We start from the raw sequence: 23971 nt of genomic DNA on the forward strand, positions 1-23971 counted from the left end.
TCGTTTACCCTTCGCCACACCTTTGTCCTTGGAGTGCGAGTATGTCCGGCGTAACGGGTAATCAGGATGTCGATATCGATCTTGGCCAGCTTGTCCGTGCGGTATGGGAACGGCGGCTCAAGGTCGTCGCGATCACGCTGGTCGGGGCAGGGGTCGCTTTTGCCGGCGCCAAGATGATTGCTCCGAAATACCGCGGCGAAACGCGGTTGCTGATCGAACAGCGCGCACCGGCCTTCGCCAACACCCAGTCTGCCGACGCCAATGCCGGGCCGCTGCTGGACGAACTGAACATCGCCAGCCAGGTGCAGCTGCTGCAATCGGCCGATCTGATCAAGAAGGTCATCAACAGCGAGAAGCTTTACGAGCTTCCCGAATTCGACGAGGCCGCCAACGGTTCGGCGCTGACCGATATCCTGATCGCACTGCATCTGAAAAAGAACCCGGCCGAGAACCCGCCGGAAGAACGCGTCATCGATGCGTTCACGGAGCGCCTGCAGGTCTTCCAGGTGCCGGGCTCCCGCGTCATCGGCATCAACTTCACCTCCAAGGATCCGAAGCTCGCCGCCCGCATCCCGAATGCGATGGCCTCCGTCTATCTTGCCACCCAGAGCGGCGCGAAGCTCGATTCCAATTCCGAAGCGACCCGCTGGCTGGAGCCCGAGATCGAAAGCCTGCGTCAGAAGGTCAGCGATGCCGAGCAGAAGGTTGCCGAATACCGCTCGGTATATGGCTTGCTGCCCACCAATGGCGGCAGCAATTTCCCGACCCAGCAGCTGAACGATATTTCCGCGGAGCTGACGCGCGTCCGTGGCGAGAAGGCCAATGCCGAGGCCCGCGCACAGGCCGTTCGCAATGCCCTGTCGTCGGGCGCACCGTCCGATACGCTGCCGGATATCATGGCATCACAGTCGATGCAGCGCCTGAAGGGCACCGAGTCCGGCCTGCAGTCGCAGATTTCCGATCTCAGCACGTCGCTGCTCAACAACCACCCGCGACTTCGCAGCCTGCGGGCACAGCTGGCCGACATCAAGACGCAGATCCGCCAGGAGACGCAGAAGATCCTGACCAGCATCGAGAACGAATCGAAGGTCGCCGATCTTCGTGCCGCCGAGCTCGAGCGCCAGTCCACTACGCTTCAGCAGAATAGCGCCAAGGCCGGTGAAGACGAAGTCGGCCTCAATGCCCTGCAGCGCGAAGCCAATGCCCAGCGCCAGCTGCTCGAAACCTATCTCGTCCGTTACCGCGAAGCCGCCTCGCGCGCCGACAGCAATTCAAGCCCGGCCGATGCCCGCGTCGTTTCCAAGGCTGTCCAGCCGGTCGATCCCTATTTCCCGAAGGTCGTGCCGATCGTCATTGTCGCGACCTTCGCAACGCTGATCCTCACCTCGATCTTCATCATGCTGGCAGAGCTTTTCAGCGGCCGCGCACTGCGTCCCGTCGGTGTATCCGCCGTCCCGGCGGCTCGGACTGAAGACGAACTGCTCGCCGTTGCTGCGCCGGTCAAGTCCAAGCGCGCGGCGCCGAGCATGCTGTCTGCACACGAGGAAGACGTGGTTGTCGAAGAGTCGGCAGAAACCGTAGAGCCCGTTGACGGCAACGAATTCTCGATCGGCTCCGTTGCCGAATATCTGACGAGCAGCCGAGCGCCGCTGGCAATCGCCATATCACCCGTTGGTGACGATGGATCTGCTGCCACTGTCGCGCTGGCCCGCAAGCTCTCGGCATCCGGCCAGCGCACCATTCTGGTTGATATGACCGGCTCCGGTTATCCGACGGTTCTGATGGCCGAAGATCTGGAAGCGCCCGGTGTGACCGATCTGCTTTGCGGCGTTGCCGCTTTCGGCGATACGATCCACGGCGACCGCGCCTCGGACGCCCATCTCATTCCGCAGGGGACCAGCGACGTGCGTCAGGCCATGCGCGGGGCCGATCGGCTCTCGCTGCTTCTCGATGCGCTGATGTCGGCCTACGATATCGTCGTCGTCGAATGCGGCGCGGCCGACGTGGCCGGCGTCTCGCGCCTGACCCGCAGCAAGGATGTCGAAATCATCCTGTCGATGCCCGAAGTGTTGGAGGACGAGTTCGTCCATGCCATGACGGAGTTCGAAAAGGCCGGCTATCAGCGCGTCGTGCTGATGTCGGGCGGGGAAGCCGTCGAGCCTGATGTTGCCCGCCACGCGGCGTGACGATCAGATGCCGATCCTGGCGCGAACGCGCTGGGCGGCACGATAGAAACCCGGCCGGGCCTTGATGAAGGCCTTGCTTCTGGTGATGGCGCGATGCGCCGCACCGGCGATAGATCCCTTCAGCGACAGCGGCAGAACCGCATCGTGATGGCTGGTTTCGACAGGCGCCCAAGAGCGCTTGTAGGTCTGGTCTCCAAGGCCGAAGTCGAAGAGCGATACGCCCTTGCCCTGCAGCCCCGATATCATCTGCCAATAGAGAAATTCGCCGGGGCTCGAATCCGGTACCAGGCTCTCATCGATCGCGCCGAACTGGCAGATAATGTGATCGCCCTTGCGCGAGATACCTGAAACCGCGGCAATCTTGCCCGCAAGCTCGCCCTTCAGCCGCAACGCATGCATTTCCAGGCCGTAGTCGCCGCCGTCGCGAATATCGATAAGGCCGTGCAGGAAGGCTTTCGTCTCAGCATCGGCAAAAACGTCGGGCAGACCGAGGGTGCGGAAGCGCTCCGCCTTCTGCTTGAAGAACAGGTCGAGCAGCGCGTGCTGTTCGCCAGCCGCGCCCCCATCCACATAGTCGAACCCGCCGACGGCCTCCAGCCGCTTCGACTGGACGCGGAACTTCTTGCGGCGGCTCTTGGCATTCACCTGCTTCAGCGTTGCCTCGAAATTGTCGAGCAGCGGCAGCTGATAGGCATGGTTCTGGTTTTGCACCATCGGCAGCAGGCCGAGCGGGTTTCGTCGCCCGCGCCATTCGAGCGGAATGTTCTGCAGCAGCAGAAGATCGGCTTTGCCCTGCAGCGCCTGTTTTAGGATTTCGGCAAAGCGCGGAGGATCAAGGTCTTCAAAGGCTTCCAGGAAATGTTCGGAAAACAGGCCGGTGTTGATATTGCTGTGATCGGCGCCGATGAAGCGGGCGATCCGGACGCCGTGGCTGCTATCGATCTCGACCGGCAGGATGAAGGCAACTTTGCCATGCGTACTGCCCTTGAGGATTGCCAGCGGCCGTTTGTAGGCGCGCACCCAGGAGCGGCACCATTCATAGCCCTGATGCAGAGAGGTGAGGTGGTCCTTCTCCAGCGTCCGCCAATCGCGCTCCAGCGGCTCCATCGCATCGTGGACGCTTACATCCAGTTCGGCGATCGCCAGCTTGGCGCTGAGCGACCTCGGCCGCGAAATGCCGGCGTCGGCCTTGCCTGCGTCGTCGAGCGGCTGCTGGTCGGCATCGAGCTTCTGGGTCCGCACGGGAATTCTCCGGTCAAGATTGCTTGCCAGAGGATATAGCGCTGCGGAGCCTATCGAGGATTTAAACGCAGGCCGTGGCGCGCGCTTTTCCGCCGATCACGGTTATCTGCGCGTTAATGCGCTATTGCTGCTTCGGCCCGGCCATCCACTTGATGATCAGCATGGCGGGAAGCACCCAGAGCATGCCGGTCAGCGCGAAATAGAGCAGGTGGCCCCACCACGGCGCCTCGCCAAGCGTGGCGACGGCGATCGTATTCGCGATCAGCGCATAGGCGAGCACGAGGACGATGATCAGGATCGTGCCGATGAATTTGCGCAGGCGAACGGGCATATCAATTCAATCTTCCGGGTTGCTTGGACAGCGCGACGGCATGCCGCAAAGGTTCGGGGCTTGTTTTGCATGAGCCGCTGGGGCAAATCAACTGCCGTAACGAAGGAGCAATCATGGCCGTCGCGAATATGACCATCGAGCAGGCAATCCGGGGCGAAGTCCGCAAGCAGGACCGCAACCGCCGCGCCATTCGCATCTGGCTGGGTTTCGTGCTTCTGGCGCTCTTCTGTCTGGTGCTGGTCGGGGGCGCCACGCGGCTGACCAATTCCGGCTTGTCGATCACCGAATGGAAGCCGATCCACGGCGTCATTCCGCCGCTGAATGCCACGGAATGGGACGAGGAATTCAAGCTCTACCAGCGCATTCCCGAATTCCAGCAGCTGAACAGCGACATGACGGTCGAAGAGTTCAAGGGCATCTTTTGGTGGGAGTGGGCACACCGGCTGATTGCTCGCGGCATCGGCGTCATCTTCGGCCTGCCGCTTCTCTATTTCTGGATCACCGGCAAGGTGGAGCGCCGCCTGCGCTGGCCGCTCGCGGGTATTCTGGCGCTCGGCGGTCTGCAGGGCTTCATCGGCTGGTGGATGGTGTCCTCCGGTCTCTCCGTGCGCACCGATGTCAGCCAATATCGCCTTGCGACCCATCTGGTCATGGCCTGTCTGATCTTTGCCTCCTGCATGTGGATCATGCGGGGGCTCTCGCCGCATTCCGATGATGCAGCGCCGACGCAGAGCTCCAGACGCTGGGCGGCCGTGATCGCCATTTTCGCGCTGTTCCAGATCTATCTCGGCGCGCTCGTCGCCGGTCTCGATGCCGGTTTCACCTACAATACATGGCCACTGATGGATGGTTCCGTCGTTCCGGGCGATCTGCTGATCCAGCAGCCTGCCTGGATCAACTTCTTCGAGAACCCGAAGACCGTTCAGTTCATCCACCGTGTCGGCGCCTACACGCTGTTTGCGCTGACGCTGATCAACATGGTGATCGCCCTGCGCGCCGCATCGGCAACGACGCATGCGCGCCGCGCCGTCGTGCTCTTCGCGCTGGTGACCATCCAGGCGGCGATCGGCATTACCACGCTGCTGCTGCACGTGCCGCTGCATTGGGGCCTGCTGCATCAGGGCGGCGCGCTCGTCGTCTTCGGCTTCGCCATCGCCAACTGGCGCGGCTATTACGGGGAGTTCTCGCGGCAGACCACGATCGCCGAACGCGACTGACGCCTATTCGTGTCCGCATGTTTCAAGCCGCGGTGCAGACGCTCCGCGGCTTTTTCGATTTTGCCGGAAAATTCGCATGCGTCATTGTCGGCAACCCTCGCCACCATCCGTCCTTGTGGCATAGTTCACACGGCTTCGGCCGCAAAAGAGGGTAGGACAATGGGTAAGACAATCGCAATTCTCGTGGCACGGCTGATTTTCGGCGGCCTGTTCGTCATGGCGGCAAGCTTCAAATTCATGGATATGGGAGCGACCGCCGGTTATATTGCCGCCGCGGGTTTTCCGCTGCCGCTGCTGCTGTCCTGGATCGCTGCCTTCTTCGAGGTCGGGCTTGCTGTCGCACTGCTGAGCGGCGCCTTCTTCAGCGAGGCGTCGCTCGCTGCCGGTGTCTACGTGATCTTCCTCGCTTTCGCGTTCCACGGTCCGAACCGTTGGGAAGGCAACCAGGCCGAATTCGGCTTCTTCGTCGATCACTTCACATTTCTTGCCGGACTGCTGTTTGCCTTTGCGCATGGCCCGGGCGAAAAGCTGAGCGTCAACCTTGGCCTGTTGCGCAGGCCTGCCTGACGTTAGCGCAGGATGCCGTCCAGCGCAGGCATGCCGAAGATCGCCGATGCGGCGATCAGCAGATAGCAGGTCAGGCGGAAGGTGCTTTCTTTCGCCAGGCCGAAAAGCTTCGAACCGCCGTAGAGCCCAGCCGCATAGGCCGGAAGAATGACGATCGTCAGCGCAAATACCGCCTGCACGAACAGGCCGCCTACGTAGTAGCTGATCGTCGTGAAAATGCTGGAGATCGAGAAGTAGAAGATGACGTTGGCGCGGACGCGCTGAAAATTGCTCTTGCCCCCGAGCCAATAGGCGACGACGGGCGGCCCGCCGAGCTGGGCCGCACCGCTGAAGAGCCCGGCAAGCAGGCCGACGCCGGAACTCAGCCGTGCCGACGGCTCGCCGTGATAGCGCCAGCCGGAGATCAGAAGTGCGAGCAGGCAGATTGCCGTGCCGCAGATGATCCAGCGCAGCACCAGCGGATCCATCAGCGTCAGCACGACCGTTCCCGCTGGAACGCCAAGTACCGCACCCGCCGCCATGACGAAGACCTCGCGCCGGTTCGAATTGCGCCAGGCATCCGGGATCATGCCGAGGGTCGCCAGGCCGTCGATCACCAACAGCACCGGCGAGATCAGCTTCGGCCCGACGATCGCGCCGCCAAGCGGAATGAAGATCAGCGCCGCTCCGAAACCGGAAAAGCCGCGCGCCAGTCCGGCAATGAAGGCGAACGCTATCAGCGCGTGAACGCCGTGATCCGGCAGCGCGGATGAAAGCCAAGAGGAGAGAGCGTCGAAGGAGAGGAGCATCGTGGCCTGGACATATGCGGAGGGAGGTGGCCGCGCCAGGCGCGGCCACCCGCCAAATCACGCGCCGATCATCAGGTCCATGTTCTGCACGGCAGCACCCGAGGCACCCTTGCCGAGATTGTCATAGACGGCGACCAGCAGCGCCTGTGCATTCGCATCATTGGCGAAGACGTGCAGGCGCATGCGGTTGGTGTCGTTGTAGATCTCCGGGTTGAGATCGGCCGTGCGCTCGGTCGTCTCGAACGGCGCCACTTCGACGACACCCTTGATTCCAGCGAAATAGTCGGCGATCGCCGCGTGGATTTCAGCGCCCGTCGGCACCTTTTCCAGATGCGACAGCTGCAGCGGCACGGTGACGACCATGCCCTGCGCGAAATTGCCGACGACCGGCTGGAAGAACGGCACGCGGCCGAGCTTGGCATAGCGCTGCAGCTCCGGCAGGTGCTTGTGCTTGAAGCTCAGGCCGTAGGGCATGTATTCAGGCGCGTCTTCGCCCTTGGCGACATAATCCTCGATCATCGTCCGGCCGCCGCCGCTGTAACCCGAGATGCCGTTGACGGTGACAGGGTAATCAGCGGGCACCAGACCGCCTTCGATAAGCGGACGCAGCATGGCGATCGGGCCCTGCGGCCAGCAGCCCGGATTGGCGACACGCTTGGCCGAGGCGATGACACCGGCTTGATCCTTGCTGAGTTCCGCAAAGCCATAGGCCCAGCCTTCGGCAACGCGATGCGCCGTCGAGGCGTCGATCACCTTGGTCGTGTCGTTCTCGATCAGGCTGACGCTTTCCTTGGCGGCATCGTCAGGCAGGCAGAGGATCGCGACGTCAGCCTTGTTCAGAAGCTCGGCGCGGACAGCCTTGTCCTTGCGGCTTTCAGCCGGGATCGACAGCAGTTCGATATCACGGCGGCCAGCCAGGCGCTCGCGGATCTGCAGACCCGTCGTACCAGCTTCGCCATCGATGAATATCTTCGCTGCCATGATAATCCTGCGCTTTCAATGAGTTCCGGACTGTTCCGGAATCAGTTTGCCATGAAGTTGAATCAGTTTGATAACAGCCGTCATTTGGCGGCTGCGCGCCTCTCGGCGTGAAGGCCCAGCATATACATCGCGACCGTCGCCCCCGCAATGGCGGTGACATCGGCATGGTCATAGGGCGGGGATACCTCGACGACATCGGCGCCGCGGATATCGAGCTGATGCAGCCGCTGCAGGACCGAGAGGATCTTGGCGCTCGACGGGCCGCCCGCAACCGGCGTGCCGGTGCCGGGTGCGAAAGCCGGATCGAGGCAATCGATATCGAAGGTCAGATAGGCGGGAGCGCCCTTGGTGTGCGAAATGATCGTCGAGGCGATCTCTGAGGCGCTCATGTCCTCGACCTGATGGCCGTAGAGGATGGCGATGCCGCAGTCATCGGGCGCATGGGTGCGGATGCCGATCTGGATCGAACGGTCGGGATCGATGATGCCGTCGCGCACCGCGCGGGCGACGAAGGAGCCGTGGTCGATGCGCCCGGCATCGTCGAGCCAGGTGTCCTGATGCGCGTCGAACTGGACCAGCGCCAGCGGTCCATGCTTGGCGGCATGCGCCTTGAGGATCGGCCAGGTCACGTAATGATCGCCGCCGAGCGTCAGCATGAACGCGCCGCTGTCGAGGATTGTTTGCGCCTGGCGCTCGATCGCCGCAGGCGTTTCCTGGTGATTGCCGTAGTCGAGAAGGCAGTCGCCATAGTCGATGACCGCCATATCGGTGAAGAGGTCGCGGTTGAACGGATATTGCGGATCGTTGTCGAAGATCGCCGACGCCCGGCGGATCGCCTGCGGTCCGAAGCGCGTGCCCGGGCGGTTGGAGACTGCGGCATCGAAAGGCACGCCCCAGACGGCAACGTCGACGCCCGCAAGATCCTTGGTAAACCGCCGGCGCATGAAGGAGAGCGCGCCGGCAAAGGTCGGATCGCTCGCTGCCGATGTCAGGCTGGTCGCGGTAAAGGCGTGGTCGATGGTCTTATTGGCCATTGGGGCTCCCTTCCTCCGGGGCGGTGAATTCATAGGCGCGTTCGACGCGCGCGATGCGAACCTTGTATTGCCTGTACCAGCGATCGCGGCCGATCCGCTGGGCGGCGAGGTGGCTGGCAACCTGTTTCCACGCCTTCAGGCTTTCCTCGTCGGCCCAATAGGAATTGGTGATGCCGAAGCCATCCGCATCCCGCGCACTCTCGGCCCCGAGACAGCCCGGCTGCTGCAGCGCAAGCTCGGCCATGCGATCGGCCATCGCCTCATATCCCTGATCGCCCGCAGTGCGGATCGAGGAAAAGGTGACGACGTAATAGGGCGGCTGCGGGGTCTCGGCAAAGGGTGAGGGCGGGGTCGGCATGGCAATTCCTCTTCGGGAAAAGGCCTAGGCGAGGATCCAGCCGATTGCAAGTGAGAGGCGGCGAACCTGCCGCCGCCTCCATGGTTGCAGGGTCAGCAAATACGGCGAAGCGCGATCAGCGTCACGGCCGCCGACGCGGTGCAATAGCTCGCCAATGGCCACGCCGTTTCATCGTTCAACAACAGCACGAAGGCCGTGCCTGCGACGACGACGATGAGGCTCTGGATGCAGGAATAAAGAGCCACTGCAGTTCCCGCCTTGTAGCCGAACGCCGCCAGCGCTCCGTTGGCTGTCACCGCCATGATGAGCACGATACCGGCCGAGATGACCCACATCGGAAGCACGAAGCTGACGAAAGATGGGGCAAGGAAGAATTCACCGAGAGCGAGGAGCAAGGCGCCGAGAAGCAGCAGCCCCATGCCGCGCGCAAGGCTGCCCGCCGTTCCCCAAACCCTCACCAGACGGCCTGCGAAGCGGGCGGCGGCGATCATCACGATGGCGGCTGTGGCGAAGGAGAGGCTGAAGGCCATTTGCGAGAGCCCGGCTTTTTCGATCAGCACCCGTGGGGCTGTCGAGAAGAAGACGAAGAACGAACCCAACGCCGCGCTGGATCCTATCGTGTAGGTCCAGAACGTCCCGCTTGCCAGAATGGGTCGCACATCGATCACCGTGCTCGCCGCCGTCGCTGGTCTCGTCTCGTGCCAGCCGGCAAATGCATTGATGATCGCCACCAGCATCATCGCGCCAAGCACCGTGAAGATCATGCGCCATCCGAAATGATCTGCAATCAGCGCGCCGGCGATCGGCCCAAGGGCCGGGACGAAAGACAGGATGGCCCCGAGCAGGCTGTAGATCACCGCACTTTCCGGCCGTGTGGCATAGACATCCCGCACCGTTGCGAATGTCGCCACAAGTGCTGCCGATGCCCCGGCGGCTTGCAGCAGCCTGAGCGCAACGAAGGCGGAGGCCGATGAGGTCGCCGCCAGCAGGAGCGAGGAGAGGGCAAAGAGCAGCGCACCGCCAAGCAGGACCGGCCGCCTTCCGGCGCGATCGGAAAGCGGGCCGAAGAGCAGTTGTCCGGCGCCAAGGATCAGCATGTAGAGGCTGAGCGTCATCTGGATGACGCCAGGTGAGGTGCCGAGCGCGGCCGGCATATGGGGAACAACGGGGAGGTAGATATCCATGGCAAGGGACGCGAGGATATCGAAGGGTGCCAAGAGCAGCAGTGCTGCAGGCAGGGAATAGGTCCAGTTTTTATTTCGGGAAGACATAAGTATTCATCCGCTCGAACGAGTTCATTCGGCGGCGATCTGCCTTCTCATCGCAGTCTGGATAGATGGGACAGACGCCGCAACAACATCAAAAGGTTGCTGCGGCCTATCTGTCTGCGGACGGGATGCCTCCCATATCAGCTCCTGCCTTGTCAGGTGAAAACTTGCCGCCGGTCTAGCAGTCCTGCCGATGGCGATCAAGCACCGCCGCGAGCCCGCACGGCGTCCGTTGACTTCATTCATCGCTTCAAAGAAGCTTGGTTCAACCGAAGAGGAGAGACGGATGGGCATGTTCGATCACGTATCGATCGGAGTGAAGGATCTCGAGAGATCGCGCCAGTTCTACGATGCGTTGCTGGCGCCGCTCGGCTATGAGCGGCTGTCGAATTTCGATGGCACGGTGGGCTATGGCGCCGACAAGCCTGCTTTCTGGGTCAGTCAGGTGGCGCGCCCGGTTCCCGCCGATCGCGGCTCGGGCCTGCATTTCTGCTTCACGGCACCCAGCGAAGAAGCCGTGAATGCGTTCTATGCTGCCGGCGTGGCGAACGGCGGCGAAGATAACGGCACACCGGGGATTCGCCCGGACTACGGCCAGTTCTACTATGCGGCCTTCATCATCGATCCGGATGGCTACCGGCTCGAGGCATTCTTCTTCAAACCTGAATAAACAAAAAAGCCGGGCAAAAGCCCGGCCTTTCCGCAAAGCAATGTCCAGAAGCGATTAGCGCTTCGAGAACTGGAACGAACGGCGGGCCTTGGCCTTACCGTACTTCTTACGCTCGACGACGCGGCTGTCGCGGGTCAGGAAGCCACCCTTCTTCAGGACCGGACGCAGGCCCGGCTCGAAGTAGGTGAGGGCCTTGGAGAGACCGTGACGAACGGCACCGGCCTGGCCGGAAAGACCGCCGCCTGCAACCGTTGCGATGATGTCGAACTGGCCGTCGCGGGCGGCAGCGAAGATCGGCTGGCGCAGGATCATCTGCAGAACCGGACGTGCAAAGTATTCGGTGAATTCCTTGCCGTTGACGATGATCTTGCCGGAGCCGGCCTTGAGCCATACGCGGGCGACAGCGTTCTTGCGCTTGCCGGTCGCGTAGGAACGGCCAAGCGAGTCGACCTTACGGACGTGAACCGGAGCAGCTGCTTCGGAAGACGTGCCGAGATCCTTCAGGGAGGAGAGGTCAGCCATTCTTAGGCGCTCCTTACATTCTTTTTGTTCAGCTTGGCGACGTCGAGAACGACGGGCTGCTGTGCTTCGTGAGGATGGTTGGAACCAGCGTAAACGCGCAGGTTCTTCATCTGGCGGCGACCGAGCGGGCCGCGCGGAACCATGCGCTCAACAGCCTTTTCGAGAACGCGCTCCGGGAAGCGGCCTTCGATGATCTGGCGAGCAGTACGTTCCTTGATGCCGCCAGCATAGCCGGTGTGCCAGTAGTAAACCTTGTCGGAATACTTCTTGCCGGTGAAGACGACCTTGTCTGCATTGATGACGATGACGTTGTCGCCGTCGTCAACGTGAGGCGTGAAGGTTGCCTTGTGCTTGCCGCGCAGACGCATAGCGATTACGGAAGCGAGACGGCCAACGACAAGCCCTTCGGCGTCGATGATGACCCACTTCTTCTCCACCTCTGCAGGCTTCTGGGAGAAAGTTGCCATAGTAGTTACTCTCTTTTGGATCCCTCATGCCCGAAGGCGAAGGGCGTTTCTTGTTGCTTGGTTTGGTGTCCGGAGACAGCCAAAAAGAAAGCAGCCCGGAAAGGCTGCGTTCTGGCGGTGTGTATAAAGGCAACCCTTTCCCGGGTCAATATCGCGCAATCGGCTATCTGAAAAAATAGACAAGCAATATCAATACGATAGGTATATGGTATTATGATACCTCATATTTCCCGAGGTGGAATCGAGTAGGTGGCGGTGGCGTGAGCGATCAATTCGCTCTCATCGCGCTGAAATATCGATGCTTCGATCACTGCCAGACGCCTTCCGAGCTTGAGAATCCGGCAGGTGCAGAAGGTCGGTTCCGGCTTCGGCAATCTGAGGAAGTTGATGTTGAGATTCGTGGTGACGGCAAGCGCCACAGGGCCGATATGCGAGAGCACTGCGACATAGGCGGTGACATCCGCCAGGGTGAAGAGCGCCGGTCCTGAAATCGTCCCGCCCGGCCGCAGATGCCGTTCTGCCGGGTCGAGCCGCATCGAAGCCTTGCCGGGCGCGATGTCGATCACCTTGAGCACCCGCCCGTCCGTATGGATCTGCGGAAAGTCCGTCTCCAGAAAACGGTGGACCTCGTCGATCGTCATGACCGGTTGCATCTGTTCACCTCGAAATTGCCGGCACGCTGTGGCAGAACATCTAGCACGAAAGATGATTGCAGGGAGTTAGACCAATGGCCGAAGTCGTTTCCTTCCGGAAAGATCCAGACAAGGCGGGCGGGGGTGCACTGGTGCTGCGCCAGCTGAATGACGGGGTTCTCAGGCTCACCCTGAACAATCCGCCGGCCAATGCGCTGTCGATCGCCGTCCTGGAAACGCTGATGGGCGAGTTGCAGGCCGCCGGCGAGGATTCGTCGGTGCGCGTCGTCATCATCGCCTCTACCGGCAACGTCTTCTCTGCCGGGCACGACCTGAAGGAGCTGACGGCGCATCGCACTGATGCCGATGATGGCGTTGCCTTCTTCGAGGAGAGCTTTGCGCTTGCCGCGGATCTGATGCTGGAAATCACCCGCCTGCCGAAACCGGTGATCGCCGAGATCGACGGTCTGGCGACCGCCGCCGGCTGCCAGCTTGTTGCGTCCTGCGATCTGGCGATCTGCACCGACACCGCGACCTTCTGCACGCCGGGCGTCAATATCGGCCTGTTCTGCTCGACGCCGATGGTTGCGATATCCCGGGCCGCGCATCGCAAGCAGGCGATGGAAATGCTGCTGACCGGCGAGACCATCGACGCCTCGACCGCCAAGGATTTCGGTTTGGTCAACCGCATCGTGCCGAAACAATACTTGACCCAGGTGGTGACGAAATACGCCTCCGTCATCGCCTCGAAGTCACCGGAAGCGATCCGCATCGGCAAGGAAGCCTTCTATCGCCAACTCGAAATGCCGGTCGAGGAAGCCTACACTTTCGCCGCCGAAGTCATGGTCGACAGCATGCTGACTGATGACGCGGAAGAAGGAATCGGCGCTTTCCTCGGCAAGCGCATCCCTGTCTGGCCGGAGGAGTGACTACCCCAGCTTCAAGATCAGCCCGCCCATGGCAATGATCACGCCGGCGAGGTAGCGCCAGGGGCTGGCGCGCTCTTTCAGCACGACGACCGAGATCACTAGCGCAAAGAGGATCGAGGTTTCGCGCAGCGCGGCGACGGTCGCGACCGGGGCTTTGGTCATAGCCCAGAGCGCCAGTCCGTAGGAGGCGATCGAGCCCGAGCCGCCAATCAGGCCGCGCCACCAGTGAACGCGCACGTGGATGGCGACCACGCGGGCGCCGCGCCGCGATATCGCCCAGGCAAACAAGAGGACCGGCGGCAGCAGCGACATCCACAGCGTATAGGAGATCGCATTACCGGATATCCGTGCGCCGATGCCATCGACATAGGTGTAAGTGGCTATCACGCAGGCATTGATCAGGGCCAGCATGATGGCGTGGCGGCTGCCGTGTCTGGCTTCGAAGGCGAGCGTCAGGATGCCGGCGCAGATCGTCATCGTTCCGATCAGTGCACCGCCTGACAGCGTTTCGCCGAGCACGAAGCTGCTTGTGGCGGCGATCAGCAGAGGTGCGCAACCGCGCATCAGCGGATAGACGAGCCCGATGTCACCCGCCCGGTAGGCACCGGCAACCAGCTGGAAATAGGCAAATTGCAGGATGGCGGAGACGCCGATGAACGGCCAGGCCGCAGCATTCGGCAGCGGCAAAAATGCCAGGAAGGGAAGTGCAGCGACTGCGCCGCCTGCAGAGATCAATGCCGCGTCGAGCGACTTGTCGGTGCCGGCCTTGATAATGGCGTTCCATGTCGCGTGGAGAAGGGCGCCGAAGAGAACCAGAAGAATGACGTCGAGGGGCAAGATCGCAAACCGGAGCGGGGAGGCGGGAGAACATCAGCGGTATGAGCTTCGCCACGCCGAAAATCAATGCACCCGGATTATTTTGCAACCTGACGCTATGATTATCGCCGGGAACGGTGCCGCAGGCGAGGAGATTGCGTCTTGAATGGACCCGCCCCGCGTGCACTCCCGATGCGTTTATTTTGATTTCATCCACTCAACTGTGAGGTGTCTCTAATATATGCGGGAACGAAGCTGGCTTAAAGAAAAAACAAAAAGTGAACATCGCCTTACGGTCTATTTCACCATTTAGTTATCTTGCTGAAATATAGAGATTATTCTATTACTTTGGTATGCCGTAGATTGTGCGCCCATAGGGTGCATTTCGGCACAATCGATTCTGAAAGGCGCGAGTAGGCATGCGCCTTTCAGCACTGTGAGAACGGTTTCCAACACGCATCGATACGTTACAATGAGTGGTTCGGAACAAGAAATGTCCCGTCCAGGTTGTCGATGTTCTGGCAGTTGAGGACCGGGCAGGACCGGTCGTCACGCGTCGGGATGTTTTTCCACTCGGCATACTCATTGGCGTCGCAGAAGCGGCTGTTGCGCACGAACCGGTCATAGAGCGGCAGTCCGCGCGGTGAGGTCCAGCGGAAGATCACGGCGCCCTGATTGTGGATGGCGGCGCGCGCGCTCTGGCAGGTCATCGACAGCGGATTGAGCCGCGAGATCGCGAAGGACGGCGAGGCCGCCAGCACGATCGCAATTGTCAGCACAAGTTTTTTCATGGGCCATTCCTCCTTGGAACCCGTATGGTTATATATACGCCTGAAAGAACTGCAGGTTTCAACCGGGTGAAAAAATGGCTGCGGGGGATGGACCGATGGATCATGATCATTACAGCGATGCCTACATCGCCGAAATTCTGAATTCGGTGAAGACGATTGCGCTGACCGGCGCTTCGCCGAACCCGGCGCGCCCGAGCAATGGCGTGATGGGTTATCTCCTGTCACGCGGCTACGAGGTGATCCCGGTCAATCCGGGGCAGGCGGGCAAGACGATCCATGGGCAGATGGTCTACGGCAGGCTCGAGGATATTCCTGTTCCCGTCGATATGGTCGATGTGTTCCGCGCCTCCGAATATCTGCAGGAGGTGGTGACCGAAACTCTGGCGCTGGCCGTTCGCCCGCGGGTGATCTGGGCTCAGCTCGGCGTGCGCGACGACGATGCAGCCCGCCGCGCCGAGGCCGGCGGCATCAAGGTGGTGATGGACCGCTGCCCGGCAATCGAAATTCCGCGGCTTGCCGGATAGCGAACGGATTTTCCACATTTCTCCCGACGGTTGAAACGTCAGGCGATTAACATTTGCTCCGCCTTGGCTATGCTGCCGCCATTCAACGCAATGGGAGGACGGCATGGCAACGAACAATCCAGGCTTCAACACACTGGCAATCCACGCGGGCGCGCAGCCCGATCCGGCGACTGGCGCCCGTGCCACGCCGATCTACCAGACCACGGCTTACGTCTTCAACGACGCCGACCACGCCGCCGCGCTCTTCGGCCTGCAGGCATTCGGCAACATCTATACCCGCATCATGAACCCGACTCAGGCGGTGCTCGAAGAGCGTGTCGCAGCACTTGAGGGCGGCACCGCCGCGCTCGCTGTCGCATCGGGTCACGCCGCGCAGATGATCGTTTTCCACACGATCATGCGCCCGGGCGACAATTTCGTCGCCGCCAAGCGCCTCTATGGCGGCTCGATCAACCAGTTCGGCCATGCCTTCGATAATTTCGGCTGGCAGGTCCGCTGGGGCGATGTCGAGGATCCGGCGAGCTTCGAGAAGCATATCGACGGCAACACCCGCGCGATCTTCATCGAGAGCCTTGCCAATCCGGGCGGTACTTTCGTTGATATCGCTGCGATTGCGGAAGTGGCGCACAGGCACGGCCTGCCGCTGATCGTCGACAACACGATGGCCTCGCCCTATCTCATCCGCCCGATCGAACACGGCGCCGATATCGTAATCCACTCGCTCACCAAATTCCTCGGCGGCCATGGCAATTCGATGGGCGGCATCATCGTCGATGGCGGCACGTTCGATTGGTCGAAATCGGGCAATTACCCGATGCTGTCGAGCCCGCGCCCGGAATATAACGGCGTCGTGCTGCACTCGACTTTCGGCAATTTCGCCTTTGCAATCGCTTGCCGCGTACTCGGCCTGCGCGATCTCGGCCCGGCAATTGCGCCCTTCAACGCATTCCTGATCCTGACCGGCATCGAAACGCTGCCGCTGCGTATGCAGCGCCACAGTGACAATGCCATCGCGGTCGCCAAATGGCTGAAGGCGCACAGCAAGGTAGCCTGGGTCAATTATGCCGGTCTCGATGATGATCCGAACCACGCAGTGCAGCAGCGCTATTCGCCAAAGGGCGCCGGATCGGTCTTCACCTTCGGCATCAAGGGCGGCTACGAGGCCGGCAAGACCTTCGTCGAGGGGCTGGAGCTCTTCTCGCATCTCGCCAATATCGGCGACACCCGCTCGCTGGTGATCCACCCGGCCTCGACGACGCACCGCCAGCTGACCGACGAACAGCGGATCGCCGCCGGCGCCGGTCCTGATGTCGTGCGTCTCTCCGTCGGTATCGAGGACGTCAAGGACATCATCGCCGATCTCGAGCAGTCGCTCGCCAAGATCTGATGACGCGCTGCCGCGGCGCTATCGCGACTGGCAGATGCCGGTGAGCGAAATGGCGTCGCGGCTGTCGATAACCATGTGTAGCGTGCGCATCATGTCGGCTGCCATCAGCAGCGCTCTTGCCAGGTCGCTCGGCGGCTGCTGGCCGGCCGAGGTCGCGATCTTCAGGAGATCGAAGACGGTGTCGTAGCTTCCGTTGCTCGGAATCCCGACAAGCTGGCGCATTTCGCGTATTGTGCTTACGGATCGAAGGATGAAGCGCCGCGCATCATTCGGCCCAAGTGTTTGGACCTCGTTGGCAGCCCTCGTCACCTCCGCGATGAACTCGTTCGTCCCGGACATGCATGCCTCGTGATTTTTCTGCTGTTCCAGCGCACGAACGCGAAAGGGGCCCGCCACGCCCTACCACGGCGGACCCCTTTTCGCATCGAGCGGCCCCCAGCCCCTCAAGATGAGCTAATCATAAATTAGCTCTGCCGTCGCGTGACACCGGCGTGACGCCGGCTTATCGGCGCGGCAGCCCATCTCAGCGTCTCATGATCACCACTTCCAGATACTCGCTCGGAACCACCATGGTACCGTCCTCGGCCCGGTTGAAACGGGCAGCAAGCTCCATGAGCTCGGCCGCCAGCACCTTTTGCCCGGTAGCATCGAGCGTGCCGAAGGCCTTGAGAACCGGCCCGTAGAACGTCCGGAAGACATCCAGCCAATGCGCTGAGGACTTGTAGCGAAATACGAACTGGCGCGGCGTCGCGACGACCGATGCCTTGCTTGATGGAAACAGCTCCTCAAGCCGGGCACGCGTGCCCCAAAGCGCAGGCGAGCGGGCGCCTGTTGGTGGCGGCACGTGGCGTCCGATGGTCTTGAACAGCTGTCCGATGAAGCCGTCGGGCGTCCAGTTCGCAAGGCCGATCGATCCGCCGCTCTTGCAAACCCGCAGCAGTTCGGCGGCCGCGCGCTCCTGATCGGGGGTGAACATCACCCCGAAGATCGACATCGCATAGTCGAAGCTCTGGTCCGCGAAGGGCAGGTTCTCGGCATCCGCCTCCTGAAACTCCATCATCAGGCGATCGGCCTTTGCCCGTTCCTTCGCCTTTTCCAGGAGAGCCGGGACATAGTCGGTCGCCGTCACCGCACACCAGCGGCGCGCGGCGGCCAGCGAGCCGTTGCCGTTGCCGGCAGCGACGTCGAGAACCGTGCACCCGGCGCGCAGATCCAGCGCCTCGCACAGGCTTTCGCCGACGATCTGCAAGGTGGTGCCGACGACGGCGTAATCGCCCGAAGACCAGGCGCCCCGCTGGCGGGCCTTCAGGGCTGCGAGATCGGCCATCGGTTGAGCGGGTGTGCCGGCAAGAGCCGCGGAAGTGGACATTCTTCTCTCCCTGGATCAGATTGTTGAATTGTGAATACCGCCGCCGTGCATCAAGCCGCCGGACGCTTCCGGTATAGGCGGTGACCATGGGGGACGCCGTGTCATCAGGCGTGGGAACAACCGTGGAAATATCCGGGCGGCACGAACGGCCGCCACTGGAAATCTGCCTTCTCGGGCCGATGACGGTCCGCCGCGACGGTGCCGAGGTGAAGCTGCCGGGGTCGCGCAAAGTCCGCGCCTTGCTCGCCTATCTGATCCTCTCGCCCTATGCGCAGGGCAGGGCACAGCTCTGCGACCTCTTCTGGGATGTCGCCGACGATCCGCGCGGCGAGTTGCGCTGGTGCCTGAGCCGCATCCGCGCCCTGATCGGCGAGCGCGTGATCGTGCAGGGCGATACGGTCGCCCTTGATCTCACCGGCTGTGCCGTCGATGCGGTCGAGGTCGCTCTGGCGGCCCGCGCCGGGTTCGACGGCGTGCCGGTCGCAATGCTGGCGTCACTTGCCGATCGCGCCTCGGGCGAGTTCCTGGATGGCCTCGCGATCGACAGACTTCCGGCCTTCGAAACATGGCTGATTTCCCAGCGCCGCCGCTTCCGCGACATGCAGGCGGATATCCTCGCCCATATCGTCGAGGTTTTGGCCGGTGCCGAACGACTGCCTTATCTCGACCGCTGGATCGAGTTGGCACCCTTCGATCTCCGGCCTCACGAATTACTGCTGTCGGCGCTCGCGACCGAGGGACGGCTTCGCGATGCAGGCGAACACTTTGAGGCCACGTTGCGGTCCTTTGCCACCGAGGGCATCGAGACCGCGTCTCTGCGCGCTCTCTGGGAAGACCTTCGCAGAAAACCTGCCAAACCTGGCGCCGTGGCATCCACGGCACCTGAAACGCCGCCATCGGAAACGCCTGCCGATAACCGCCGCCGCGCCTCGATCGCCGTCATGCCCTTCAACGACATGTCGGTGCTCGCCATACCCGGCGGCACGTCGGATGCGCTTGTCTATGACATCATTTCCCGGCTCGCGAAGCTCCGCACGCTGAAGGTCATTGCCCAGGGAACGATGTTCGCGCTGCGGGAGCGGATGCGCTCGTCCGAAGACATCGCCGCTGCCCTCAACGTCGATTACGTGGTCAACGGTATCTTCGAGCGCACCGGAACCCGCATCATCATCCGGCTGGAACTGATCGAGGCGCGGTCCAACACGATCGTATGGTCCGACGCGTTCGACCAGAATGCTGGAGAGACCCTTCTGCTGCTGGAGGAGATCGGTAGCCGCGTCGTCGCCTCGATCGAGCGGGAGATCGAAACGCAGGAGCGCAACCGCGCCTTCCTCAAACCGCCCAATTCGCTGGATGCCTGGGAAGCGCATCACCGCGGTCTCTGGCACATGTTCCGCTTCACCAAGGCCGACAACGATCAGGCGCAGCAATTTTTCGAACGGGCGATCAGCCTCGATCCCACCTTCGCGCGCGCCCATGCCGGGCTTTCGTTCACGCATTTCCAGAATGCCTTCCAGCATTGGGCCGACCGCGACGAACAGGCGGAACTGGCCTACCGGACGGCCAGCCAGGCATTGCTTGCCGACGACCGCGATCCGGCCGCCCACCTGTCGATCGGCCGGGCGCTATGGCTGCGCAAGCTGCATGACCAGTCGATCGAGGAGCTGCGTCAGTCCGTCGATCTCAGCCCGAGCTTTGCCTTCGCGCACTATTCACTGGCCTTCGTGCACTGCCAGTCCGGGGATCCGCAGGCCGCCATCCTTTCTGCAGACCAGTCGCAGTCCCTCAGCCCCTACGATCCGATGCTGTTTGGAATGCTGGCAAGCCGGGCGATCGCTCTGGTGCGCCTTGGTCGATACGAGGAGGCTGCCGATCGGGCCGCAAAGGCCGCGATGCGCCCCAACGCGCACGTGCATATCATGGCCATCGCCGCGCTCTGCCTTGCCGTTGGCGGGCGGCTTGATGAGGGGCGGGCGCATGTCGCGGCGATCCGCCAGCGGTATTCCGGCTATCATCTGGCCGATTTCTTCGCCGCTTTTCATCTCGTGCCGGTGGACCAGGCCTTGTTCCGGGAAGCCGCGACGCGCATCGGGCTGACGTGATTCCGTCCCACTTGGCCAAGCCATCCAAAGCCTCTAAGGTTCTGGTCTGAAACCATTTCCGCGAGTCTCATCAAGCCATGTTTCTTCTCTCCGTTGCCGCAATCTGGGCGGTCGCCGCTATCACGCCGGGGCCGAATTTCTTCATCGTCGTGCGCACGGCGCTGGAGGGCTCGACGCGTGCCGCGGTCGCGGTCATCGCCGGGGTCATCCTGGGCACGGTCTGCTGGGGGCTTGCCGGCTGGCTCGGCATCAGCGCCTTGTTCTCGGCCGCACCCTTTGCCTATCTGTTCCTGAAGATCGCCGGCGGTGCCTATCTTCTCTGGCTCGGCGCCAAGCTTTTGTGGAAGACCTACAGCAAGTCCGCAACGCTGGGCGAACCTGTGGTCCACCCCGCCATGAGCAGCCGGCAGGCCTTCTATTCCGGCCTGATAACCAATCTCGCCAACCCGAAATCGGCCGTCTTCGTCGCCAGTCTCTTTGCCGCCACCCTGCCTGCCGACCATTCCTGGGTGCATGGCGCTCTGGCCGTGGTGACGATGGTTCTGGTGTCCTCGCTTTGGTACACCTTCGTTCTGACGGTGTTGCGCAACCCCGCAGTCTCAGGCGCCTACGCGCGGGGACGCCGGCGCATCGACGCGATGGCCGGCCTCATTTTCATGGGATTCGGCGTCAAGCTTCTGACATCTGCCCGATAGGAGACCGCATGCCGCATCAACTCGTATTCGACCCGGCGTCCGTCGAGCCCGAAGTGGGCGCGCCCGCCGCCGACCGCATCGTTTCCGGCAATCCGCAGTTCCGCACCTGGAACCTGGAAGAAGCCGAAGGCGGCCTCTATGCCGGCATTTGGGAAGCGACACCCGGTAAATGGCGGATTTCCTACGATGAGTGGGAATATTTCAACGTGCTGTCGGGGTATTCGATCGTCACCGAAGACGGCGGCGAACCGGTGCATCTCAAGGCCGGCGACCGCATGATCCTCAGACCCGGCTTCAACGGAACGTGGGAAGTCGTTGAAACGACTCGCAAGGATTATGTGATCAGGGTCTGAGTGCCGAACCTCAGCGCCTGAAACTCTCCCGCGAAAGCGGGGGAGGAAATGCGGTTCAGGGTTTTGCGCAATTCTTCCGACGCTTCAGCGCCGAAGGCGTTTTCGAAGCGGTCGCGTGCTTCGGCCCAGAGACGGTTGGCTTCTTCCCATTTTGCCCGTCCGGCCCCGGTCAGCGTCGCCCGTTTGACGCGCTTGTCCTTTTCGTCGGGCACCAGCTCCACCAGCCCGTCCCGGATCAGCGGCTTCAGCGTGTGTCCGAGGGCAGAGAGGTCCATCACCAGCCCGTCGGCCAGGAATTTCAGCGACGGCTTGTCGTTCATATGGATCTGCGTCAGCAGCCCGAACTGCGTGCCTCTCAGCCCGCTTGGCGCAAAGACCTCCTCATAGAGCTGCCCGAGCTGGCGGGTCGCGCGGCGAAGCGCGCTGTTGCTGCAAACGGTCCAGCTTTCGAAGCCCGGTATTTTTTCGTCCATCGTCGTTCTCCTGATCCGGTGTCACCGGATTGCTGCCGGCCGTCAATCGTCTTCGATAATTTCTTCGGTGCGCCCTTGCGCAAGATGTCGTTAATCTCAATATAGTGGCATATACCACTAATTACCAACGCATCGAAAAGGATTTCACGATGTCAACTTCCTCCCTTGGTACAGCTCTCGTTACCGGCGCCTCCTCGGGTATCGGCGCCACCTATGCCGATCGTCTCGCAAGGCGCGGATACGATCTGCTGCTGGTCGCCCGTGATGCAGCCCGTCTGAATGCCCTGGCTGAAAAGCTCACCGCCGCTCACGGCATCAAGGCCGAGGTCCTGCAGGCCGATCTGACGAACAGGGAAGACGTGCGAAAGGTCGAGAAGCGCCTGCGCGAGGACGAGGCGATTACGCTGCTCGTCAACAATGCCGGTATCGGCCCTAAAGGCGCATTGCTCGAAGATGATATCGACTATCTCGAAACGATGATCGAGATCAACGTCGTGGCCGTCAATCGGCTGGGTGTTGCGGCTGCGCAGACCTTCGCGAAGCGCGGCAAGGGCGCCATCATCAACATTGCCTCGGTGGTCGCATTCCTCGCTGAACGCTTCCACGGCACTTACAATGCCAGCAAGGCCTTTGTGCTCAACCTGACCCAGTCGATCCATGCCGAGGCCAGCCCGAAGGGCGTCAAGGTTCAGGCTGTTCTTCCGGGCCTGACCCGCACGGAGATCTTCGAACGCGCTGGCGGCTCCGTTGATCAGCTGCCGCCGTCGATGGTGATGGACGTCACCGATCTCGTAGATGCGGCCCTTGCCGGTTTCGATCAGGGTGAACTCGTGACCATACCGTCGCTACCGGATCCGGCTGATTTCGAAGCGTTGAACGCCGCCCGCTATTCGCTCGGACCCAACCTCTCACACAACAAGCCGGCCAGCCGCTACGGCATCGCATAAGGCGCCGGTTTTTGCCGGGCTGCGTCAAACCAACGCAGTCCGACATTAACATTTTGTAATGTTTACAGAGCCTTACAGGTTAAATCCTTGATTTAGTGAACGAACAGTCCTGCACGCTATGTGGGGCATCCGCGGCCGACTTCGAACTGTCGCAGAACTGTCATCAAACTGTAATGTGCAGCGCCTAGCCCGCCTTTGCGACGGGAATTTCAGCGCCCTTTGCCAGTGGATACCCCCTCCATGGCGCCGGTCTCGTCGATTGTTCGTTCCATTCAGGGAAGAGACCATATGCTCACCAAGACACTTCTTTCGGCCTGCCTCGGCGCCGGCCTGGTTGCTGCGCTCGCAGTTTCCGCTTCCGCTGCCGATATTACCGGCGCCGGTTCGACCTTCGTCTATCCGGTTCTGTCCAAGTGGTCCGCGGACTACAACAAGCAGACCGGTGACAAGCTGAACTACCAGTCGATCGGCTCGGGCGGCGGTATCGCCCAGATCAAGGCTGCGACCGTCGATTTCGGCGCCTCCGACGCCCCGATGAAGCCTGAGGACCTGACGGCTGGCGGCTTCGGCCAGTTCCCGGTCGTCGTCGGCGGCATCGTTCCCGTTATCAACGTCAAGGGCATTAAGTCGGGCGAGCTGAAGCTCTCCGGCAAGGTTCTGGCCGACATCTACCTCGGCAACGTCACCAAGTGGAATGACAAAGGCGATCGCCGACCTGAACCCGGGCCTCAAGCTGCCCGATAGCCAGATCGCCGTCGTTCACCGCTCGGACGGTTCGGGCACCTCGTTCAACTGGACGAACTTCTTCTCCAAGGTCAACCCGGACTGGAAGTCCAAGGTCGGTGAAGGCACTGCCGTCAACTGGCCGGTCGGCATCGGCGGCAAGGGTAACGAGGGCGTTGCTGCCTACGTCACCCGCGTGAAAGATTCGATCGGTTACGTCGAATACGCCTACGCCCTGCAGAACAAGCTGCCCTTCGTTCTCGTTCAGAACGCCTCCGGTCAGTATCCGAAGCCGAATGCAGACAGCTTCTCGGCTGCTGCTGCCAGCGCCGAATGGGGCAAGGCTCAGGACTTCTACCTGATCATGACCAACGCGCCTGGCGAAAAGGCTTGGCCGATCACCGCGACCACTTGGGCGATCATGTACAAGGAGCCGAAGGATGCCGCGCGCTCCAAGGCTGCTTTCGCCTTCTTCAAGTGGGCACTCGAGAACGGTCAGAAGGAGGCCTCTTCCCTCGATTACGTTCCGCTTCCGGCCACGCTGGTGAAGCAGATCGAAGACTACTGGACGGCCTCCTTCAAGGGCTAAGTCCTGGAAA

The 23971-nt window shown here is 61.8% G+C and carries 27 protein-coding genes and 1 pseudogene; 13 read left to right on the forward strand and 15 right to left on the reverse strand.

All coding sequences use genetic code 11. From position 1 onward, the window contains the following. Window positions 1–41 precede the first annotated feature (41 nt). Window positions 42–2186 (forward strand): Wzz/FepE/Etk N-terminal domain-containing protein, encoded by a 2145-nt coding sequence (locus J2X43_RS24030; protein ID WP_310298340.1) that lies wholly within the window; start codon window positions 42–44, stop codon window positions 2184–2186. A gap of 3 nt (window positions 2187–2189) precedes the next feature. On the opposite strand, the gene J2X43_RS24035 is transcribed toward J2X43_RS24030, so the two are convergent. Together J2X43_RS24035 and J2X43_RS24040 are read right to left on the reverse strand one after the other, a co-directional pair. Further along, window positions 2190–3428 (reverse strand): GNAT family N-acetyltransferase, encoded by a 1239-nt coding sequence (locus J2X43_RS24035; protein WP_310298344.1) that lies wholly within the window; start codon window positions 3426–3428, stop codon window positions 2190–2192. 121 nt (window positions 3429–3549) lie between these two features. Further along, on the reverse strand, window positions 3550–3759 hold the full coding sequence (locus J2X43_RS24040) for a DUF2842 domain-containing protein (protein WP_112516994.1): 210 nt from the start codon (window positions 3757–3759) through the stop codon (window positions 3550–3552). A 113-nt stretch (window positions 3760–3872) separates the two neighbouring features. Here J2X43_RS24040 and J2X43_RS24045 point away from each other — a divergent pair, with 113 nt between their 5' ends. Together J2X43_RS24045 and J2X43_RS24050 are read left to right on the forward strand one after the other, a co-directional pair. Further along, window positions 3873–4976, forward strand: coding sequence for a COX15/CtaA family protein (locus J2X43_RS24045; protein ID WP_310298348.1), 1104 nt, complete (start codon window positions 3873–3875; stop codon window positions 4974–4976). 159 nt (window positions 4977–5135) lie between these two features. After that, window positions 5136–5543 (forward strand): DoxX family protein, encoded by a 408-nt coding sequence (locus J2X43_RS24050; protein WP_310298351.1) that lies wholly within the window; start codon window positions 5136–5138, stop codon window positions 5541–5543. 2 nt (window positions 5544–5545) lie between these two features. On the opposite strand, the gene J2X43_RS24055 is transcribed toward J2X43_RS24050, so the two are convergent. From J2X43_RS24055 to cml, 5 genes are all read right to left on the reverse strand, one after another. Then, entirely contained in the window at window positions 5546–6331 is a 786-nt protein-coding gene (locus J2X43_RS24055; RefSeq protein ID WP_310298354.1) for a sulfite exporter TauE/SafE family protein, read from the reverse strand. A gap of 57 nt (window positions 6332–6388) precedes the next feature. Then, entirely contained in the window at window positions 6389–7312 is a 924-nt protein-coding gene (argC, locus tag J2X43_RS24060) for an N-acetyl-gamma-glutamyl-phosphate reductase (protein ID WP_310298359.1), read from the reverse strand. A gap of 80 nt (window positions 7313–7392) precedes the next feature. Beyond that, window positions 7393–8346 carry an agmatinase gene (speB, locus tag J2X43_RS24065; protein ID WP_310298362.1) on the reverse strand — a complete coding sequence of 318 codons (954 nt, stop codon included), beginning with the start codon at window positions 8344–8346 and terminating at the stop codon, window positions 7393–7395. After that, the gene (locus J2X43_RS24070; RefSeq protein WP_112537446.1) at window positions 8336–8704 is read right to left on the reverse strand and encodes an antibiotic biosynthesis monooxygenase; all 369 of its coding nucleotides are present in this window, start codon (window positions 8702–8704) and stop codon (window positions 8336–8338) included. Before J2X43_RS24070 ends, speB begins: the two co-directional genes overlap by 11 nt. Window positions 8705–8796: 92 nt before the next feature. Next, the gene (cml, locus tag J2X43_RS24075) at window positions 8797–9975 is read right to left on the reverse strand and encodes a CmlA/FloR family chloramphenicol efflux MFS transporter (protein ID WP_310298366.1); all 1179 of its coding nucleotides are present in this window, start codon (window positions 9973–9975) and stop codon (window positions 8797–8799) included. 289 nt (window positions 9976–10264) lie between these two features. Here cml and J2X43_RS24080 point away from each other — a divergent pair, with 289 nt between their 5' ends. Further along, complete coding sequence (locus tag J2X43_RS24080; protein WP_112389747.1) at window positions 10265–10642, forward strand: VOC family protein; 378 nt, start codon at window positions 10265–10267, stop codon at window positions 10640–10642. Between the two features lie 54 nt (window positions 10643–10696). Here J2X43_RS24080 and rpsI read toward each other — a convergent pair whose 3' ends face one another. Next, window positions 10697–11164 carry a 30S ribosomal protein S9 gene (gene rpsI / locus J2X43_RS24085; protein WP_112389640.1) on the reverse strand — a complete coding sequence of 156 codons (468 nt, stop codon included), beginning with the start codon at window positions 11162–11164 and terminating at the stop codon, window positions 10697–10699. Window positions 11165–11166: 2 nt separating this feature from the next. Then, window positions 11167–11631 carry a 50S ribosomal protein L13 gene (gene rplM, locus J2X43_RS24090; RefSeq protein WP_112389641.1) on the reverse strand — a complete coding sequence of 155 codons (465 nt, stop codon included), beginning with the start codon at window positions 11629–11631 and terminating at the stop codon, window positions 11167–11169. A 26-nt stretch (window positions 11632–11657) separates the two neighbouring features. On the opposite strand from rplM, the gene J2X43_RS24095 reads away from it, so the two are divergent. After that, the gene (locus tag J2X43_RS24095) at window positions 11658–11810 is read left to right on the forward strand and encodes a hypothetical protein (protein WP_310298371.1); all 153 of its coding nucleotides are present in this window, start codon (window positions 11658–11660) and stop codon (window positions 11808–11810) included. A 42-nt stretch (window positions 11811–11852) separates the two neighbouring features. Here the strand turns inward: J2X43_RS24095 and J2X43_RS24100 are convergent, their stop codons facing one another. Then, window positions 11853–12284 (reverse strand): PaaI family thioesterase, encoded by a 432-nt coding sequence (locus tag J2X43_RS24100; protein ID WP_310298374.1) that lies wholly within the window; start codon window positions 12282–12284, stop codon window positions 11853–11855. Window positions 12285–12358: 74 nt separating this feature from the next. Between J2X43_RS24100 and J2X43_RS24105 the strand changes: the two genes are divergently transcribed. Continuing rightward, on the forward strand, window positions 12359–13192 hold the full coding sequence (locus J2X43_RS24105; protein ID WP_310298377.1) for an enoyl-CoA hydratase: 834 nt from the start codon (window positions 12359–12361) through the stop codon (window positions 13190–13192). Here the strand turns inward: J2X43_RS24105 and J2X43_RS24110 are convergent, their stop codons facing one another. Next, entirely contained in the window at window positions 13193–14029 is an 837-nt protein-coding gene (locus J2X43_RS24110) for an EamA family transporter (protein WP_112389644.1), read from the reverse strand. 446 nt (window positions 14030–14475) lie between these two features. Continuing rightward, window positions 14476–14799, reverse strand: coding sequence for a hypothetical protein (locus tag J2X43_RS24115; protein WP_112389645.1), 324 nt, complete (start codon window positions 14797–14799; stop codon window positions 14476–14478). A gap of 95 nt (window positions 14800–14894) precedes the next feature. Between J2X43_RS24115 and J2X43_RS24120 the strand changes: the two genes are divergently transcribed. Together J2X43_RS24120 and J2X43_RS24125 are read left to right on the forward strand one after the other, a co-directional pair. After that, entirely contained in the window at window positions 14895–15323 is a 429-nt protein-coding gene (locus J2X43_RS24120) for a CoA-binding protein (protein ID WP_112537441.1), read from the forward strand. 103 nt (window positions 15324–15426) lie between these two features. Further along, window positions 15427–16710 carry an O-acetylhomoserine aminocarboxypropyltransferase gene (locus tag J2X43_RS24125; RefSeq protein ID WP_310298382.1) on the forward strand — a complete coding sequence of 428 codons (1284 nt, stop codon included), beginning with the start codon at window positions 15427–15429 and terminating at the stop codon, window positions 16708–16710. 18 nt (window positions 16711–16728) lie between these two features. Here J2X43_RS24125 and J2X43_RS24130 read toward each other — a convergent pair whose 3' ends face one another. Further along, window positions 16729–17049: a hypothetical protein gene (locus tag J2X43_RS24130; protein WP_310298385.1), complete on the reverse strand. Its 321-nt coding sequence runs from the start codon at window positions 17047–17049 to the stop codon at window positions 16729–16731. A gap of 184 nt (window positions 17050–17233) precedes the next feature. After that, window positions 17234–18079, reverse strand: a complete 846-nt coding sequence (locus J2X43_RS24135; RefSeq protein WP_310298388.1) for a methyltransferase domain-containing protein — start codon at window positions 18077–18079, stop codon at window positions 17234–17236. A 122-nt stretch (window positions 18080–18201) separates the two neighbouring features. On the opposite strand from J2X43_RS24135, the gene J2X43_RS24140 reads away from it, so the two are divergent. From J2X43_RS24140 to J2X43_RS24150, 3 genes are all read left to right on the forward strand, one after another. Continuing rightward, window positions 18202–20181: a tetratricopeptide repeat protein gene (locus tag J2X43_RS24140; RefSeq protein ID WP_310298391.1), complete on the forward strand. Its 1980-nt coding sequence runs from the start codon at window positions 18202–18204 to the stop codon at window positions 20179–20181. Window positions 20182–20258: 77 nt separating this feature from the next. Further along, complete coding sequence (locus J2X43_RS24145; protein ID WP_310298394.1) at window positions 20259–20876, forward strand: LysE family transporter; 618 nt, start codon at window positions 20259–20261, stop codon at window positions 20874–20876. Between the two features lie 8 nt (window positions 20877–20884). Then, window positions 20885–21229: a cupin domain-containing protein gene (locus J2X43_RS24150; RefSeq protein WP_310298397.1), complete on the forward strand. Its 345-nt coding sequence runs from the start codon at window positions 20885–20887 to the stop codon at window positions 21227–21229. On the opposite strand, the gene J2X43_RS24155 is transcribed toward J2X43_RS24150, so the two are convergent. Further along, a complete protein-coding gene (locus tag J2X43_RS24155; protein ID WP_310298400.1) occupies window positions 21211–21702 on the reverse strand; it encodes a MarR family winged helix-turn-helix transcriptional regulator in 492 nt (163 codons plus the stop codon). The genes J2X43_RS24150 and J2X43_RS24155 overlap by 19 nt on opposite strands. 149 nt (window positions 21703–21851) lie before the next feature. Here J2X43_RS24155 and J2X43_RS24160 point away from each other — a divergent pair, with 149 nt between their 5' ends. Together J2X43_RS24160 and pstS are read left to right on the forward strand one after the other, a co-directional pair. Next, window positions 21852–22649 (forward strand): SDR family oxidoreductase, encoded by a 798-nt coding sequence (locus J2X43_RS24160; protein WP_310298402.1) that lies wholly within the window; start codon window positions 21852–21854, stop codon window positions 22647–22649. 288 nt (window positions 22650–22937) lie between these two features. Beyond that, window positions 22938–23961: pseudogene (gene pstS, locus J2X43_RS24165) on the forward strand (phosphate ABC transporter substrate-binding protein PstS). Window positions 23962–23971: the final 10 nt, after the last annotated feature.

The sequence above is a fragment of the Rhizobium sp. BE258 genome (assembly GCF_031457345.1).
GTDB lineage: Bacteria > Pseudomonadota > Alphaproteobacteria > Rhizobiales > Rhizobiaceae > Rhizobium.

What these genes read in the sequence shown, in the direction of transcription:
- J2X43_RS24150 (WP_310298397.1), top strand. Translation starts at nt 20,885, where the DNA reads ATGCCGCATCAACTCGTATTCGACCCGGCGTCCGTCGAGCCCGAAGTG.
- rplM (WP_112389641.1), bottom strand. Translation starts at nt 11,631, where the DNA reads ATGGCAACTTTCTCCCAGAAGCCTGCAGAGGTGGAGAAGAAGTGGGTC.
- J2X43_RS24040 (WP_112516994.1), bottom strand. Translation starts at nt 3,759, where the DNA reads ATGCCCGTTCGCCTGCGCAAATTCATCGGCACGATCCTGATCATCGTC.
- J2X43_RS24130 (WP_310298385.1), bottom strand. Translation starts at nt 17,049, where the DNA reads ATGTCCGGGACGAACGAGTTCATCGCGGAGGTGACGAGGGCTGCCAAC.
- speB (WP_310298362.1), bottom strand. Translation starts at nt 8,346, where the DNA reads ATGGCCAATAAGACCATCGACCACGCCTTTACCGCGACCAGCCTGACA.
- J2X43_RS24145 (WP_310298394.1), top strand. Translation starts at nt 20,259, where the DNA reads ATGTTTCTTCTCTCCGTTGCCGCAATCTGGGCGGTCGCCGCTATCACG.
- J2X43_RS24115 (WP_112389645.1), bottom strand. Translation starts at nt 14,799, where the DNA reads ATGAAAAAACTTGTGCTGACAATTGCGATCGTGCTGGCGGCCTCGCCG.
- cml (WP_310298366.1), bottom strand. Translation starts at nt 9,975, where the DNA reads ATGTCTTCCCGAAATAAAAACTGGACCTATTCCCTGCCTGCAGCACTG.
- rpsI (WP_112389640.1), bottom strand. Translation starts at nt 11,164, where the DNA reads ATGGCTGACCTCTCCTCCCTGAAGGATCTCGGCACGTCTTCCGAAGCA.
- J2X43_RS24160 (WP_310298402.1), top strand. Translation starts at nt 21,852, where the DNA reads ATGTCAACTTCCTCCCTTGGTACAGCTCTCGTTACCGGCGCCTCCTCG.
- J2X43_RS24095 (WP_310298371.1), top strand. Translation starts at nt 11,658, where the DNA reads ATGCCCGAAGGCGAAGGGCGTTTCTTGTTGCTTGGTTTGGTGTCCGGA.
- J2X43_RS24050 (WP_310298351.1), top strand. Translation starts at nt 5,136, where the DNA reads ATGGGTAAGACAATCGCAATTCTCGTGGCACGGCTGATTTTCGGCGGC.
- J2X43_RS24100 (WP_310298374.1), bottom strand. Translation starts at nt 12,284, where the DNA reads ATGCAACCGGTCATGACGATCGACGAGGTCCACCGTTTTCTGGAGACG.
- J2X43_RS24120 (WP_112537441.1), top strand. Translation starts at nt 14,895, where the DNA reads ATGGATCATGATCATTACAGCGATGCCTACATCGCCGAAATTCTGAAT.
- J2X43_RS24105 (WP_310298377.1), top strand. Translation starts at nt 12,359, where the DNA reads ATGGCCGAAGTCGTTTCCTTCCGGAAAGATCCAGACAAGGCGGGCGGG.
- J2X43_RS24055 (WP_310298354.1), bottom strand. Translation starts at nt 6,331, where the DNA reads ATGCTCCTCTCCTTCGACGCTCTCTCCTCTTGGCTTTCATCCGCGCTG.
- J2X43_RS24155 (WP_310298400.1), bottom strand. Translation starts at nt 21,702, where the DNA reads ATGGACGAAAAAATACCGGGCTTCGAAAGCTGGACCGTTTGCAGCAAC.
- J2X43_RS24080 (WP_112389747.1), top strand. Translation starts at nt 10,265, where the DNA reads ATGTTCGATCACGTATCGATCGGAGTGAAGGATCTCGAGAGATCGCGC.
- J2X43_RS24070 (WP_112537446.1), bottom strand. Translation starts at nt 8,704, where the DNA reads ATGCCGACCCCGCCCTCACCCTTTGCCGAGACCCCGCAGCCGCCCTAT.
- J2X43_RS24125 (WP_310298382.1), top strand. Translation starts at nt 15,427, where the DNA reads ATGGCAACGAACAATCCAGGCTTCAACACACTGGCAATCCACGCGGGC.
- J2X43_RS24045 (WP_310298348.1), top strand. Translation starts at nt 3,873, where the DNA reads ATGGCCGTCGCGAATATGACCATCGAGCAGGCAATCCGGGGCGAAGTC.
- J2X43_RS24030 (WP_310298340.1), top strand. Translation starts at nt 42, where the DNA reads ATGTCCGGCGTAACGGGTAATCAGGATGTCGATATCGATCTTGGCCAG.
- argC (WP_310298359.1), bottom strand. Translation starts at nt 7,312, where the DNA reads ATGGCAGCGAAGATATTCATCGATGGCGAAGCTGGTACGACGGGTCTG.
- J2X43_RS24135 (WP_310298388.1), bottom strand. Translation starts at nt 18,079, where the DNA reads ATGTCCACTTCCGCGGCTCTTGCCGGCACACCCGCTCAACCGATGGCC.